11 protein-coding genes are annotated in these 15,560 nt (G+C 47.2%); 2 read left to right on the top strand and 9 right to left on the bottom strand.

The window, feature by feature from the left end; genetic code table 11:
• Positions 1 to 135: 135 nt before the first annotated feature.
• The 3 genes from MHI38_RS20145 to MHI38_RS20135 all read right to left on the bottom strand — a co-directional run bounded on the left by MHI38_RS20145 (position 136) and on the right by MHI38_RS20135 (position 2,384).
• Positions 136 to 921 carry a DODA-type extradiol aromatic ring-opening family dioxygenase gene (locus MHI38_RS20145; protein ID WP_090923325.1) on the bottom strand — a complete coding sequence of 262 codons (786 nt, stop codon included), beginning with the start codon at positions 919 to 921 and terminating at the stop codon, positions 136 to 138.
• Positions 922 to 1,034: 113 nt separating this feature from the next.
• Positions 1,035 to 1,865 (bottom strand): alpha/beta hydrolase, encoded by an 831-nt coding sequence (locus MHI38_RS20140; RefSeq protein WP_090923326.1) that lies wholly within the window; start codon positions 1,863 to 1,865, stop codon positions 1,035 to 1,037.
• Between the two features lie 285 nt (positions 1,866 to 2,150).
• Positions 2,151 to 2,384, bottom strand: coding sequence for a hypothetical protein (locus MHI38_RS20135; RefSeq protein ID WP_090923327.1), 234 nt, complete (start codon positions 2,382 to 2,384; stop codon positions 2,151 to 2,153).
• A gap of 411 nt (positions 2,385 to 2,795) precedes the next feature.
• Between MHI38_RS20135 and MHI38_RS20130 the strand changes: the two genes are divergently transcribed.
• On the top strand, positions 2,796 to 3,668 hold the full coding sequence (locus MHI38_RS20130; RefSeq protein WP_341181574.1) for a hypothetical protein: 873 nt from the start codon (positions 2,796 to 2,798) through the stop codon (positions 3,666 to 3,668).
• A gap of 117 nt (positions 3,669 to 3,785) precedes the next feature.
• Here MHI38_RS20130 and MHI38_RS20125 read toward each other — a convergent pair whose 3' ends face one another.
• Positions 3,786 to 4,733, bottom strand: a complete 948-nt coding sequence (locus tag MHI38_RS20125) for an AraC family transcriptional regulator (RefSeq protein WP_341181573.1) — start codon at positions 4,731 to 4,733, stop codon at positions 3,786 to 3,788.
• Between the two features lie 248 nt (positions 4,734 to 4,981).
• Positions 4,982 to 8,110 carry a copper amine oxidase N-terminal domain-containing protein gene (locus MHI38_RS20120; protein ID WP_341181572.1) on the bottom strand — a complete coding sequence of 1,043 codons (3,129 nt, stop codon included), beginning with the start codon at positions 8,108 to 8,110 and terminating at the stop codon, positions 4,982 to 4,984.
• 306 nt (positions 8,111 to 8,416) lie between these two features.
• Here MHI38_RS20120 and MHI38_RS20115 point away from each other — a divergent pair, with 306 nt between their 5' ends.
• Positions 8,417 to 9,391, top strand: coding sequence for a hypothetical protein (locus tag MHI38_RS20115; protein ID WP_341181571.1), 975 nt, complete (start codon positions 8,417 to 8,419; stop codon positions 9,389 to 9,391).
• Between the two features lie 545 nt (positions 9,392 to 9,936).
• Here MHI38_RS20115 and MHI38_RS20110 read toward each other — a convergent pair.
• The 4 genes from MHI38_RS20110 to MHI38_RS20095 form a co-directional block, all read right to left on the bottom strand.
• Complete coding sequence (locus tag MHI38_RS20110) at positions 9,937 to 10,542, bottom strand: GNAT family N-acetyltransferase (protein WP_341181570.1); 606 nt, start codon at positions 10,540 to 10,542, stop codon at positions 9,937 to 9,939.
• Positions 10,543 to 10,563: 21 nt separating this feature from the next.
• On the bottom strand, positions 10,564 to 11,796 hold the full coding sequence (gene ilvA / locus MHI38_RS20105; protein ID WP_090923415.1) for a threonine ammonia-lyase IlvA: 1,233 nt from the start codon (positions 11,794 to 11,796) through the stop codon (positions 10,564 to 10,566).
• A 249-nt stretch (positions 11,797 to 12,045) separates the two neighbouring features.
• Positions 12,046 to 12,912 carry an alpha/beta fold hydrolase gene (locus tag MHI38_RS20100; protein WP_154892163.1) on the bottom strand — a complete coding sequence of 289 codons (867 nt, stop codon included), beginning with the start codon at positions 12,910 to 12,912 and terminating at the stop codon, positions 12,046 to 12,048.
• A 264-nt stretch (positions 12,913 to 13,176) separates the two neighbouring features.
• Positions 13,177 to 15,477 carry a glycoside hydrolase family 3 C-terminal domain-containing protein gene (locus tag MHI38_RS20095; protein ID WP_154892162.1) on the bottom strand — a complete coding sequence of 767 codons (2,301 nt, stop codon included), beginning with the start codon at positions 15,475 to 15,477 and terminating at the stop codon, positions 13,177 to 13,179.
• Positions 15,478 to 15,560 lie beyond the last annotated feature (83 nt).

The following is a 15,560-nucleotide window of genomic DNA, read 5'->3' as shown; positions in this document are numbered from 1 at the left end:
AACACCCAAACCCAAAAAAAGGTTCCACGCAGTCAATCAACTGACCGCAGGAACCTTTTTGCTTATTTATAATCTTACGACTGTATTCTTCATTTCGCTATCTGAATTGATGTTTCTGTTCTCATCTGCCCCAAGTTATATGCCGTCGCCAAACTGCCAGCAATTCAAACTTAACGTGCCGCAGGCATACGACTGAAATAATCGCTTCGCTGTGCGAGACATATCTGCTGTGCCCATTGCGTAGAACAATGGCGCAAGATGTTCCATGCCATAAGACGGAACAGCCGTCCGCGCATGAGGAGCTTTTTTTTCATACAGAAACAATTCTCTGGTATTCCATTGCTCTAAACGCTCTCCGAGCCAATCATCAAACTCGATAGCCCAGTCTTGTGGCTCATCATCCTGTGCCAGCATTCTTAAATTATGCACGGTTCCACCACTGCCGATGATAAGCACGTTATCATGTCTGAGTTGCTCCAGCATACGCCCGATATCATACTGCTCTTGCGGAGAACGTAGGGAATCCACCGATACAGCAATCACTGGAATGCTTGCTTCAGGGTACATATGCAGCAGTGGCACCCATACGCCATGATCCAGTCCACGCCCACGAACAGGTCGATGCGGCAAGTTACTACGGGAAAATAACGCACATATCTCGCTCGCGACATCGGTCTGCCCGACTGCAGGGTATTGTATGGTATACAACGCTGAAGGGTATCCGTAAAAATCATGCAGGGTCTGATGGGATTCATCCATCGTCACCGAAGGCTCGGGACAATCCCAGTGTGCGGTGAATACAACGATGGCCTTTGGAGCCGGCAGCCTGTCTCCAAGCTCGTTCAAAAATTGAGTGTAATCACTGCTCTCCAACGCCAGCGTAGGAGAACCATGCGCAATGAATAGTGCGGGTAATGTCATTGCTGCCAACCTCCAGACACGGATAGGATGCTTACCTCTCTATTTTACCCCGAAGCAAGCGCTTTTCCAAGTTAATACCCGTGACTTTTGATTGATGACGTAAGACTTATCGCTTAGATCATCCAGTGTTGCCAGTTCTCTTCAATCTTCTGACGCTCCCCGAGCCATTCTCTCGTACGTGTGATCAGTTGTTCGCGCTCTTTACCAGATGAGAAGGTATGATTGCCCTGGAAAATGATTTCCTTGTCGCAGCGCCCTTCCTGGCGCATCCAGAACACTTTTTGATACAAGAACGCATAGTCCACAGGGATGACTTCATCGGAAGTACCGTGCACAACCAGCACATCTCCGCTGAACTTCACAGCTTCCTGGAATGGTTGATGCTCCGCCAAAGAGTCAAAGAATTTAGGCGTAAATTTATAGCCAAGATAATCGGAAGCCCCTGCTCTCACACCCTCGTCATACACATCCCTGCCCGTAATCTTCACGATATCGTTGAACGGATAACCGACAGCCGACCACATGACAAGATTTTTAACCCGTTTGTCACGTACAGCAGTCAACAGCGCAACTGCTCCGCCCAAGCTATGTCCGATCAGAGTTACACGTGTAGGGTCGACATCACTGCAGTTCACAGCATAATCCAGCACAGAACGAGTCTGCAGTATCATCGACTCTAATCCTTCTGCTCCGTACTCCCCACTGCTCTCTCCGCAACCGATGTAATCAAAACGTAGCACCAGATATCCGTCTTCCGCGAGTTCACGAGCTGTCTTCACGAACAACCGATCCACTCCAATTCGGCTCCCCACAAAACCGTGGCATATGACAGCTAGAGGCACACGTTGCTGACGTGTCTCCTCTTTAATATCTTTGACAACCGGATAGTGAATGGTCGCAGTTAACTCCTCTTCCCCGTGACGAATGCTGATCTGACGTTCCATACGGATTTCCCCTTTCATGATGACCTTGCGCCTAATTCCTTGTTATATATTCAACGTATTTTAATTAATCATGTTTAATCCGATAAGTTTAGTAAGTATTAAGAAGATATTAGTATATTATCATTCCCTCACCCGCAAGTCAACGCGAGAAATGAACACCTTAGGTCATGTAAAGCTGTTCTCTTTTCGTAAGCATTATCCGTAAAAAAAGAGCCTCGCTATATTCAGCAGGGCTCCGAAAATTTCTGATTCATTCCTGTATTCTTGCGTTATATCTGCACGATCCTACTCATAGCTCCTGCGAAACATCGCATGAGTCTCAATACGTCCGTTCCACTCATGTTGCTGACCTGCTCCCTCGTTGTCCCAGAAGCTTCTTCCCTGCCAGTTATCATCATTCAACTCTTCGCCGAACTCAGTATCCTCCACTGCCTCTTCCATCGGTACCACTTCATCCATGGCACCACGGGAATTACTGTTGAGCAGCATCTTTCGTGTGAGATCTGATTGTTTATCCATGCTAACCACACTCCTATCCATCATTTCAGTTTGGAAATGCTACTATTGTGATGGATTGGGCAGCTCTTTATTCACGGTTCACAGAATCGTTGCTTCTTCCAAGCAAGCCATGTATATTCACAACTCCACAGGGGAAAATAAAACCAAAATCTCAGGCACGCCTGTCCCGGAAGCCTGTTACCGAAAGGAATGAACTCATGGCACATCTACTCGGATGGATTCAGCATCATGGAAAACTGGTGCTCTTATGCACCTGTGTTGTGTTAGCCTGTATCGGGCTATGGGTAAATCACAAGCAGTTGTTTTATAAGGAATGACTTTGCGAAACGAGAGCCCTTCCCGTATACTAAAATATCGTCAGGGTCTTCATGGAATGGAAGATCAGAACGTGTGAGACAGGGGGAGCAATCATTGGGGATTTCCTATAAAAAGCTGAAAGAAATACAAAATCGGCAAATCACAGAGATGAGCCGTATGACACCAGACAACGTACAATTGTATAACCAGATCAGCACCATCGCAAGGCAAGCGCCAGCAGACGAGAAAACACAGGAAGAATGGATTCTCGCTGCGGGAAAAGCCATCGTACAAGCACAGAAAGATAACAAATCGGCACGCGAATTGTACGGCTCTGATCTGGAAGAAGATATTTATACCCAACTTGGAGTAGGCTCAGCAGATACATATGCGCAATCAGGGGCAAGCACAGGGAAAGATTCAAGCAGGGAAAACCGTAGCGGAAGTGTCCCTCCCGAAAAAAAACAAGCTTATCCGAAACAACATGCCCGTTCTGCTGGAGATATTAAAAAGAACATCAAATCCAGCATCGCTCAGTCTGACGATCAATCGGATACACCAGAACCTGTGAAACGGACACCAAAATGGTATGTTATGATTGCCTGGGCAGCCATAGCCGTTGTCCTGTTCATTCAAGGCTGTGCAGGACTATTCTTCGGCCTAACAGACGGCGATACGGGGGCTTTCGAACATATCAGCTTGTTCTCTCTCATCATTAGCGCTGTAGGCGGAATTGCGCTCGTAGAGATGCTGCGCCGATTAGCAGAACGTCCAGACGATCAGGGGACAGACAAACATGTCATGCCCAAAGTTAACGTTCGAGGCATTATCATTTATATCGTGATCGTTGTACTTGTTCTTTTTGTAGGTTATCCACTTCGGGATAAACTTCCTGTGTTCTACATGGCTCCATGGGTTAGCGCCGTTATTGGTATTGTTGGTCTTGCTTTAATCCGGCCTATTTTCGGGCAAAAAAAGCAGGCATGATTGAAGGAGGCAATGTCGAATGTGGTTGTTTCGTGGTACACATAGATGTTCTTTTACTTTATAAGAAATTCCATTTAAGAGACCGTCAGGTCTCTTTTTTTATTGCAGATTCGTATTTTATTTTTGACGGGGGTGAAGGGTCTGCTCCAGTCTGAGCTGATTGCGTAGTTTCATACCTTTGCCTGGCGTTTCCCCGAATTCACGCTTGAACATACGAATAAAATAATTCACTTCCATGCCTACATTCTCCGCAGCTTCCTTCACACTAGCCTCAGGATGTTCATTAAGCCACTCCAGTCCCTTTTGTAAACGCCAGCGTTGCATATACTGATGTCCAGTCACGCCATAATGCTGATGAAATAAACGATTCAAATGCTGTACAGAGTACCCTACCGCCTCAGCTATATGTTTCAATAACAGATCGTCCTGATAATGAGCCTGCATCAAAACGATTGCCCGGCTGAGTCCCTCCAGACCAGCTTCGGAACTCCCATGTACATGTGAACTTGAACCGCTGCTTTCTCGCGCTGGATTGCCTGTCCTGACAGACAGTTGCCCACTATTTCCATCCCCTTCAGAAGAAACGGAACCGATTGGATCTAGTGCCTGAGCGATCTTCAAAATCAGCTGGTAAATCAAAATGGACATTTGCCACATCGACATCCCGCCCTGATCCAACCCCTTCCACAGTTCCGTCATCTGTGACCAAATCAGGTCAAACCCGGTTAATGTGCGAGGTCTTTCGCACATGATGCCTGTCGTCCGAAGCACTGATTCTGCTGATTCGCCGCCGATTCCTATAAACCCCAGCTCTCCACACGTTCTTTTATGCGGGATATATTCGTGAGCAATGCCCGGCTCCAGAGCAAACAGTTGCCCCGCGCCCACTATGATCGTTCCTTTGCCAGAAATGTTAAACAGTCCTCCACCATTACGCACCAAAAATAACTGATACACCGGAAATCCCCCTGGTCGATGCAGTCCTTTCTCTTCCTGTGTACCTACACCGTACAAGTATAGCGGCATCCGGGAATCCGGCTGCCCCGTCAAACGAAATGGTAACATTGCATCCTTCCTTTCGGCACATGAGCTAGTCACGCTCTATGACTCCTATTATCCATGGTTTGATCCAAGACCAGCAATGGCCTTAGGAACCTATTTGAGCGTGTCTAAATATGGAAAAATAAGGACATAGGTCGTGCCGAGAGCGGCTCCCTTTCCTCGGCATTAACGGATGCAAAGAAAAAACTCCCTTTCCAAGGAGGGAAAGGGAGTTATGCATTACAATTCTATTGCTAACTTTGTGCCGTAGTTTATTGTGTAGCTGCTGGAGCTTTTTCGAGCTTAAATGCTTCAGATGAATTAGAGATCGTACTTCTATTGGTTGTTGTATTAGACGCAACTGACACAATATATACGGTGTACTCTTCTCCTTCCACAAGACTAGCCCCTGTAGTATCTTTAGCATTGGTATTCAAAGTAACTTCAACCGCTTTGGGATCTCCTACTGAATAGTTACTGCTGGAAGTAGCTGTAGCCGGATCAACAGATCCTCTTCCCTTCACAATATACAATTGATATGAGGAAATGCCAGCTTCATTAGATGGTTTGGTGAAAGTCAACTTGTAGATTGCTTCAGTTACAGTACTTGATTTCTGTAGACCCGTAATAACGGCTGCTTGAACAGATTGTACTATGTTACTAATACTAAATTCGTCGGAAGCCACTGAAAGACTTGATGAACGAGTTGTACTGTCGGATACAGACATAATAAACACTCTATACTTTTTCCCGATCTCGATAGATCTGTTATTAATATCCCGGTATCCATCGCTCAATGCGAAAGTAGTGCCTGCACTGCTTTTATCCAAATCATTAAAATAATTTATATTCATCGCTGTATTTAGCGTAAAACCAGGTACCTGATCAGCCGGGACAATAAACAGACGATATTTGGCAATGCCTGTTTCATTCGATGCTTTGGCAAAATTTACGGTTACATCAGAAGCGTTACCCGCTTGTTGTCCCTGATTTTTAACCGCTACACTTACACTGCCCACTGCTACTACAGGAGAAGCACTACCTAATTTAACCACAGGCGATGCTGAGGACAGCGCGCTCGATTGAGATGAATTATTATTCACCGCCAGGACAAATACCCGATAATCAACATTATCGCCAATAAGGCTACCATCCGTTGCTCTAGCATCACTTGCTAATGTGAAAGCCTGATTACTCCCACTTTTACTTCTATACGTGTAGAAGCCGTTATTCAATGCAGCATTCAGATTAAAACTTCCTACAGCCGTATTTTTCACAACAAACACACGATAATGATTCACATTATTCTCATCCGTTGACCGGTTGAATGTTACACGCAGATCACTGCCATTCCCGTTATCCGCAACATCGGTTGCACTCACACTGGTCGGTGCGATAACCGTTGCATTCGGTGTTAGCGTAATTTGAGCCGAAGATGAGGAAAGTGCGTTCTGACTCCAGTTCCCGTTACTATTTACGGACAGAACAAATACACGATAAGCGTTGTAGTTCGCAATTCTATAGCCATTCGTATCCACCGAGTTACTCGAAAGTGTTACGGTCAGGTTACCACCTGTTTTATTCACTTGTGTATAATTGTTCGACGCATTCGCAGCATTCAGGTTGAAGCTTCCTACGTTATTGGCAGGTACGACGAATACTCGATAGTGAGAAACATTGGACTCATCGCTTGCTTTGCTAAACGACACGCGCATGTCAGTTCCATTTCCGTTATCCGCAATATCTGTAACAGACAGGTTCGTTGCCACACCTGCATTGCTATTGGAGGTCAGTCTCAAGACATTGGAGGAAGCTGACAACGCATGGGTATAGTTGTTCTGCTGAGTGCCTGCTGCCATGACAAAGATGCGATAATCCTGCAAGTTTGTGATGTTATAACCGCTGGTATCCCGCATATTCGATGGCAATGTAACCACGAGGTTATTACCTGTTTTGTTCACGGTATAATATAAACTGGAAGACAGATTACTTGCTGTAGGCAAGTTAAAGCTGCTGGCTACCGAGTTGCGTACAACAAACACACGATAGTTCGTTACCTTTGATTCATCCGATACACGGTTAAAGCTCACCTGAATATCGCGTCCATCTCCATAATCCGAGATGTCTCTCACTTGTGTAATGACCGGAGCCGGAGTTGAATTCAAGGACAACGTCAGGGAAGACGAAGCCGTAGACAGCTTGCTATCTGTTGCTGAATTCGCACTTACAGACATAATGTATACAACATACGCGGTTCCGTTTTTGATCAACTCGCCCGACGTATCCCGCGATGAAGAGTTCAGTATGCTTTTGACTGTGCTGGAATTCCCTTTATTGATGATCGTGTAATTCGCGCTGGATACCTTGCTCGCAGCAGCTTGGTTAAATGAGGATGCGTCCTTCGCCTTCACAACAAATGCACGGTAACTCGTAATATTCGAATTGGTGCTTGGCTGTGTGAAGTTGATCTCCAGATCCCTTCCGTCGCCATTATCGCTAACATCGGCAATGCGCAGTCCCGTCACAGCTTGAACAGAAGGTTTCACCTGGTTCAGCTTCAGAACCTGTGAAGACCAGCCTAGATAGTTTTGGTTGTTATTGTTGCTGTTACCTACGGTCAGTACATACAATCGATAGGATTCATTGCTATTCAGCAAATCCCCGTTAACGTCGCGTGTCTGAGCGTTAAGTGTCAGCTTCGGATTGGTGCCGTTTGGTGTAATTGAAGTGTAGTTCGCCGGAGATACGGCTGTAGCAACGGATTCTTTAAAGCTGTTGATATCCCCACTTTTGACCAGCATCACCCTGTAAGCTGACACTGTTCTCTCTGACTTTGCACGTGTGAAGCTTACCGTCAGGTCACGGCCATCTCCGTTACTGCCAGACACTGATCCATAAATATTCCAAGCAGAAAACTGTGTATCGTCAACCGGCGGTTCCGGTGTAGACGATGTTGTTTTAATATCAACACGTTGGCTGCGTGAGTTCCAGAATACTTTTTCCCCGAAAGCTTCGCTCACAAAACGAATGGGCACCATAGTACTGCCCTTGATCGTACTCGCAGGGACATCCAATACATTCAGTTGACCATCGATATATGCAGCCTTGGAACCAAGTGTTAATTTCACTTCCTGATCCCCACGGGTTGCTGTAATGGTTTTCGTTTTATTGTTGAACTGCACTTCCGCGTCAATTCCTTCAAAAATCGACCGGAGTGGAACGAGTACACGTCCAGCCTTCATCACAGGGGCTTGAACCGCCGGCACCTCAGTACCGTTAATATAAATGCTGATTCTTGCAGCTGCATCCATCACCGATGTTGGCAGTGCAGACATAAGCATGGCTGATACAGCCAGCGCTGACATCACTTTTTTGACTTGATTTCCTCCCGCTTTCCTCATAAACCTATCCCCATTCTCCTATAATTGGTACACTCTTATAGTTAGCTGTTCATTTCAGTAATTCCTGTATTTACCTATGCACAACTAAGACGTTCCGAATCGTTAAAAGGTTTCCGGTTCCCCAAAAATTATTTTCGCAGAAACATTGGCCTTGCATCCACCTGTAAAGGTTAAAATTAACAGAAGATTTTGTCATCATTCCGAAACCACTTCTTGTGCCAATTGCTTTAATCTGTGTGTAATAGTGAATCAAGTCTACTTTTCATCCTTATCTGTTCATTCCAAAATTACAGGAGGTTTATATCTATGGCATCATCTTTGTATTTTTATAAAAAGAAAGGTATGCGTACGCTGCTTACCGCTACGGCTATTACTCTATTGTTACAAACAGCGGTTTCACCAGTCGCAGGCATTGCTTTTGCTGCCCCTGCTGCGAATACCAAAGTAACATCAGCCAATTCGACAGCAATCTACAAATCCTTTCAGAACATGCTATACAAAAAAAATGGCCTACCCGCGGCAGACCGTTACCTAGAGTCTAAAATCAGCCAGGTGACTCCTTATCATGCAACCTTGATGGTGCTTCAATTGGAAAATGCCCGCTTCAAAGCGCTAACGGCCATAACGGATCGCATGCTTGTGCCCAATGTTCAGGATCAGATGCAGGAAATATACAAATGGAATGACAGCTTCACCCAGCTGATGTCCCGCACCAAGGACACGAGTCTCCGTTCACTGCTGCAACAGGCCAGAGACAGCGGTTATCGTCTTACGATGATCGAGGGTTATCTCTATCCAATCATGAATTATGCCGCATTTGAAAAATACACTTCTTATGTAAATGAAGATATCAAACAGTACATTCGCATCATGGCAGTCGAAACGAGCAATATCGCCTCTGAAGATGGGGGCCTCATGATCGGATATCAGGATATGCTGAACCGTGCGCTGAATCAAGAGCGGTTCCTGAATGATTTTCCTAAGTCTAACCGGAAAAACCAGGTACAGATGTTGATGAATCAATACACCTTGTACACCTTTTACGGGCTCGATAATACCCCGCTGTTCGATTACGACACCAACGTAATGGTGCCCAATGCTCAAAAAGGGTACAAAGCTGTCTTACAGCGGAATACTTCCGAGGACAGTGCTTTTTTGAAAAAACTGAATGCGTTCATGGATGTCGTCGCTGAATCCAAGTTTGAAAGAACAGAGGCTGTCGACAAATGGCTGGAACAGAACGTATCTAGGGATGAATATCTGCCGGAGTACGGTATATAAAAGTTTTAGATCAATCTAACGGTAACAATCAGCCAATGGCCTGGATAAGCTGGAGGTAGAGCAAGGGAGTTAGGTTAAATAGATGTGTGCATGCAATGGTAAGCTTGGAATAGTCAACATTTTTCATACACCGTTCCTTGTGCTAGTCGCGTAGAAGGTTGTACGGATGAAAAAAATTCTAACGATCACCATAGACGCTATTTCTTCTGAAATGAGCAAAAATCAATGATTTCTCGTCTGAAATGGGGAAATAACGTTTCTCCTGATCGTTAGAATTTTAAATGAGTTGAAATCGACCAAATAGCGTCATCTGAGATCGTTAGCCTGTCAGCTTATATTGCTCCACCGCCGCTTTATCCAAAAAAGACGAACCCACCGCCCTCGGCGTTGCTTCGTCTTTTTTGGCGTATCTGCTGTTAACTGACTAAATATAGTTGTTACGGGTTCACGATACAGATGGTGTCCCTCACTGTTACATACGTAAGCATCCATCACTCAAGCGTTGGCTCCTTTTGAGTGCGAAGCTCGAATGCATTCCAGCCAATCTATAGAACTGAGAGCTCTTTGACCATATGGTAATACTCATGTCCACCGATGAGAATCACTTCATCTTGAACATAGCCTTGCCGTTCATAGAGCTGCATGGCGCGGCCATTGTCCTGCTCCACGATCAGGGCAACCTGCGTGTGCCCGAGTTCTCTTCCCTGCTGCTCAAAAGCAGCCATCAGTGCACGGCCGATGCCCTGCCCCTGAAATGGCTCACTTACCGAAAGAGTATCGAGATAATACTCCCCAGGGCGGGTTTCTTTTACCAGAGCATATTTCTCATCGCCATAACGTCCGGGACGATTCAGAAGCGGCTGGTCCAGACGATCCACATCATCACCGGCGTACGCTACCAGCATGCCAGCAATCTCACCATCCTGCTCCATCACAGTTATATTTTGATAACTGATCCGGTTATTTTCCTGTGTAACAAACTCACGTAAGACGTCCATTGCCCGCTCATGGTCCGCCTCCCCCGCAAGTGCATAAGCGATATCCCCAATCGCCTGCACCAGCAGCGGGATGATCTGATCCACATCTTCCTTCCGTGCAGGTCGGATCTGAGGCACTTTCTTCTGTTGCTCTGACCCTATAGTAGGTTTCACTTGTAAAAAGACACCTCTCTCTCAGATCAACATGTTGAACAGATTTAAGTTTTTGTTCAGCTCAGTGTAGGCGATACCTTTGCGGTTCATACGTTCGATGAGTGGCTGGTAGTCTTCCTTGTACATGAGCTCGATGCCGACTAAGGCAGGGCCATTTTCCTTGTCATGTTTTTTCGTATATTCAAATCTGGCGATATCGTCATTCGGACCGAGCACTTCCTCCAGGAACTCACGTAGCGCCCCAGCACGTTGCGGGAAATTCACCATGAAATAATATTTCAGACCTTCGTAGATCAGGGAACGCTCTTTGATCTCCTGCATCCGGTCAATATCATTGTTACCGCCGCTGATGACACAGACCACCGTCTTGCCTGCGATCTGTTCGCGGTATTGCTCCAGTGCTGCTACAGCCAGCGAACCCGCAGGCTCCACCACGATCGCATTTTCGTTATATAATTCCAGAATGGTTGTGCAGGCTTTGCCTTCTGGCACCTTCACAATGTCATTCAGGATGTTGCTACAGATGTCATAAGTCAAATCACCGACCCGTTTCACCGCTGCCCCATCCACAAATTTATCGATATCATCCAGCGTAACCACTTGTTTGCGGAACATTGCTTCACTCATGGAAGCTGCTCCAAGCGGCTCAACGCCGATGATTTGTGTTTCAGGACTCACCGTTTTCATGTAGGTTCCTACCCCAGCCGCTAATCCGCCGCCGCCAATGGTGACAAATACATAGTCTGCATTCTCATCAAGGCTTTCCATGATCTCCATCGCAACTGTACCGTTCCCTGCAATAATCTTCGGTGAATCAAACGGATGGATAAAGGTCATGCCCTGCTCGTCACATGCCCGCATCGCTTCCGCATACGCATCATCATACGTATCACCGATCAGGACAACTTCTACATTATCGCCGCCAAAACGTCGTACCTGTTTCACTTTCTGGTTCGGTGTTGTGCTTGGCATAAAGATTTTGCCGTGAATGCCCAGTGCATTACAGCTAAAAGCTACACCCTGTGCGTGGTTGCCGGCACTGGCGCAGACGATGCCTTTCTCCATTTCGGCAGGGGTCAGACTGCGTATCATATTGTAAGCCCCTCGAATTTTAAAAGAACGCACCACTTGAAGGTCTTCCCGTTTCAGATACACATTACAGTTATATTTAGCCGAAAGTACAGCATCCCGCTGTAGCGGCGTTCTGACAATCACTTCACGCAGCACATGATGTGCGCGTACGATATCTTCCATGCCTACATGGACATTTCTAGAACCTTCGTTTCCGGCTCCCGTTCCTGTTGTTTCTTGATTCTCTGGTTTCATCTGTCTCCACACTCCGCTTATATGGTCTAACAATGTCATCCATTGCTTTTTTCTTTTTATTGTATCACTTTTGCTCTGTCCTTGCGCCCGACACAGGGAGGAACAATCTTCTACTCACTATGACGACCGTACTCAAATACTTCACATTTCCCACTTTCTTATCTCTTACTCTTACTCTTACTCCGCATCGCGTATCATCCGCATGATCTCATTGATGATCACTTCAGGATCTGTAAACATCACCATATGACCCGAACGCGCAGCTTCTACCCATCTCGCATTGGATAGCTTGCTTACCGTCTGACGGTGAGCTTCAACAATGGCAGGTCTGATTTTACGTTCTCCCTTGCCCGGCAACGTACCCGAAATAATGCTAACTTCCAAGTCTCCCAATTCGGGAGGTTGCTCCTGTAATCCCTTTAAATCTTGCAAAAAATTCTTTCCCTCCGCAGCCATCGTCCGAGCAGCTTGTACCGTAAAGTCCTCCCGGCGGTGATCTGCTACAACGTCATCAGGCTGACTAAGAAAGTCTTTGATGCCAAGAAACCGATACAGGCCCACACGAGCCAGAGCGGGAATAAGTGCCCCATTTATCGCAAAACCGACCTTCGCCATACGGGAAAAATATAACTCACAATGCTCATCCGACGGGTCAACAAGAATGATACCCTGCAGACGTGACAGATTACTAGCGGCCGCTACACGTACAATTGGCCCTCCCCAGCTATGCCCCACCAGAATAATCGGCCCCGGCCCCATCGCCGCTAGCAGTTCATTCAGGTCTTCTGCAATCCGGGCGAGCGTGCGTGGAGAAAAATCAACATCACTTCGTCCCGCTCCTGCCCTGTCGTACACAACGGTACGTGCATGCTCCGCAATCGTCGGCACAACCAGCCCCCATGTAGATCTGGAAACGCCCATCCCCGACTCAAAAACGACCGTCACTTCTCCAGCGCCCTTCGACATGTAATGCAACTTCCGGCCATCCCGGGTCTCGATATATGCACTTGAACCCAACGTATGTAATCCAGCATCATGACCCATTGCTTCACCTTCCCTCCCCACTGATCCACAGTATCCCGTCTCTCATCACGCTTCTAAATGAAAATGATTATCAATTACTAATTATACCTTTTCCCCTGTAAAAAAAGAACACCCAATCCATCACCGGATCGGGTATCCCTCTCAGCCTTGCAGTAGCTAAACGTACAATATAAAACTTACGGCCTCGCGCCCTTTTCCTCGCGCATAACCTGATTACTTCTTCACAGATCACAGGTCATGAAGCAGAATCGGGATGAAATTCTCTTATCCGCGAATGCCGTGCTCCTTATTGTTCATCTGATCCAGCAGCTGATTCATCGTATCCTCAGTCATCGCGCCACCGCTAAAAGCCACAAGGGCACGCAGCGGCATATATTTCATCATCGCGTTCATCATGTCCGCATGATCATGATCACCGGAATCGTCACCGCCACCAAAACCGCTCGCTTCCTGGAATTGCTGCAAAGCCTGCTCAATCAGCTTTTTATTCTCGGGGTCGCGCTGAATATCGCCAAGGGTACTATTGCGTGTATACGTTGGAATGAACGTGGCAGTAGACTCTACGCTTACCCGAGTCTGCATACGAATATCACGCGAAGAGCTACCGAGCTGTATACCGAACTCCCCCGTCTCGACATGCCAGTCTTTCATATCCACGTTGTAATACGCGAACGAACGCTTATTCAGCGTGAAATGAACTATTTTGGACTCGCCAGCCTCCAGTGCCACCTTCGCAAAAGCTTTCAGCTCCCGATCCGGACGAATCACTGTACTCTCAACATCACTAACGTACAACTGTACGATCTCTTTCCCTGCACGCTCCCCGGTATTGGTGACGCGTATTTGTACCTGCACCTCGTCCAGATCCGTTAGCGCTGTGCGATCTACTTGTAAATCGCTGTACTCAAACGTGGTATAACTGAGGCCGTATCCAAAAGGGAATAGCGGGTCCAGCTCTTTTTTATCATAATAACGGTAACCGACGAAGATCCCCTCACGGTAATCCACACGATCTGCCTCACCAGGGAAGTTCAGATAGGACGGATTGTGGCTAAGCTTAGCCGGGAAGGTCTCTGCCAGTTTACCGGACGGGTTCACCTCACCGTAGAGCAGATCGGCGATTGCGCCTCCTACGGCCTGTCCGCCAAGATAAGCTTCAAGCACAGCTTGGACCTGCGACAGCCAAGGCATCTCCACTGGAGAACCGTTGCTTAGCACAACCACTACACGGGACTGCACCTTGGCAACCTCTTCAATCAGTCGAATGTGGTTGTCCGGCAGACGCAGATGCGCACGGTCATACCCTTCGGATTCGTATCGATCCGGCAATCCAACAAATACAACAGCGGTATCTGCCGCTTGTGCAGCCTGAACAGCCTGCTGCAACATTGTCTCATCCACATCGTCCTCTTCAATCCGGTACCCTGGTGCATACGAGATGGTTACTCCATCGCCTGCCACAAGAGTCATCTCCTCCACAATATCATCGACCTTGGTCGGATTAATGTGGGAGCTTCCCCCTCCCTGAAAGCGAGGTTTACGCGCAAAAGCACCTACGATGGCTACGCTACCTTCACGCTTTAGCGGAAGAAGCCCGGCTTCATTTTTCAACAAAACCATACTCTCGGATGCCACTTTACGTGCAAGCTGATGATGTTCATCTTTATCGTACGAAGCGCCTTCTTTCTTATGATCCACCGCTTTGAAAATTAAGGTCAGCAAACGCTCCACCGCAAGATCCAGCTTGTCCATGGGCAGCTTTCCGCTCTCTACCGCATCGATCACCTTACGTTCTCCAATACCGCCGCTTGCTGGCATCTCCAGCTCCAGTCCAGCTGCAAGGGCATCCGCCCGCTCATTCACTGCACCCCAGTCCGAGACAACCAGACCTTCATGGCCCCATTCATCCTTCAATATGTCCGTCAGCAGCCACTCATTTTCACCCGCATACGTACCGTTCACTTTATTATAAGAACACATGACCGTCCAAGGCTGTGCATCCTTCACTACGCCTTCGAAGCTGGCCAGATAAATCTCGCGTAGCGTCCGTTCGTCTACCACCGCATCAATCGACATACGGCGCTCTTCCTGGTTATTCACCGCAAAGTGTTTGAGAGACGTACCCACGCCCTGGCTCTGCACGCCCTGAATATGAGCGGTAGCCATCTGAGTAGATAAGAGTGGGTCTTCAGAAAAGTATTCAAAGTTCCGTCCGCCCAAGGGAGAACGTTTAATATTTACACCCGGTCCAAGCAGTACCGCCACATCTTCGGCCTGACATTCTTCACCCAAAGCCAAGCCCACCTGACGCGCCAGCTCGGTATCCCACGAACTCGCCAGCCCTGCCGCAGACGGGAAACAGGTTGCAGGTACACTTGCGGTCAGACCCAAGTGATCTGCACTGCTGTCCTGTTTGCGCAATCCGTGAGGACCATCCGTTACCATAATAGATGGAATGCCGAGACGCTCCACCCCTTTCAGATGCCAAAAGTCGAGCCCTGAGCACATTCCCGCTTTTTCTTCCAGTGTCATCTGCTGTACCAAATCTTTGATGTTACGTTCCACATTAACCCCTCCAGTTCATGATATTCGTGTAGTGTCGAAGCTATATAACAAGCATACTGCGTGGACTCTCACTATTTCAAATC

The organism is Paenibacillus sp. FSL K6-1558 (assembly GCF_038002565.1).
Taxonomy (GTDB): domain Bacteria; phylum Bacillota; class Bacilli; order Paenibacillales; family Paenibacillaceae; genus Paenibacillus; species Paenibacillus polysaccharolyticus.
This window is presented reverse-complemented; position numbering and strand designations above follow the sequence as displayed.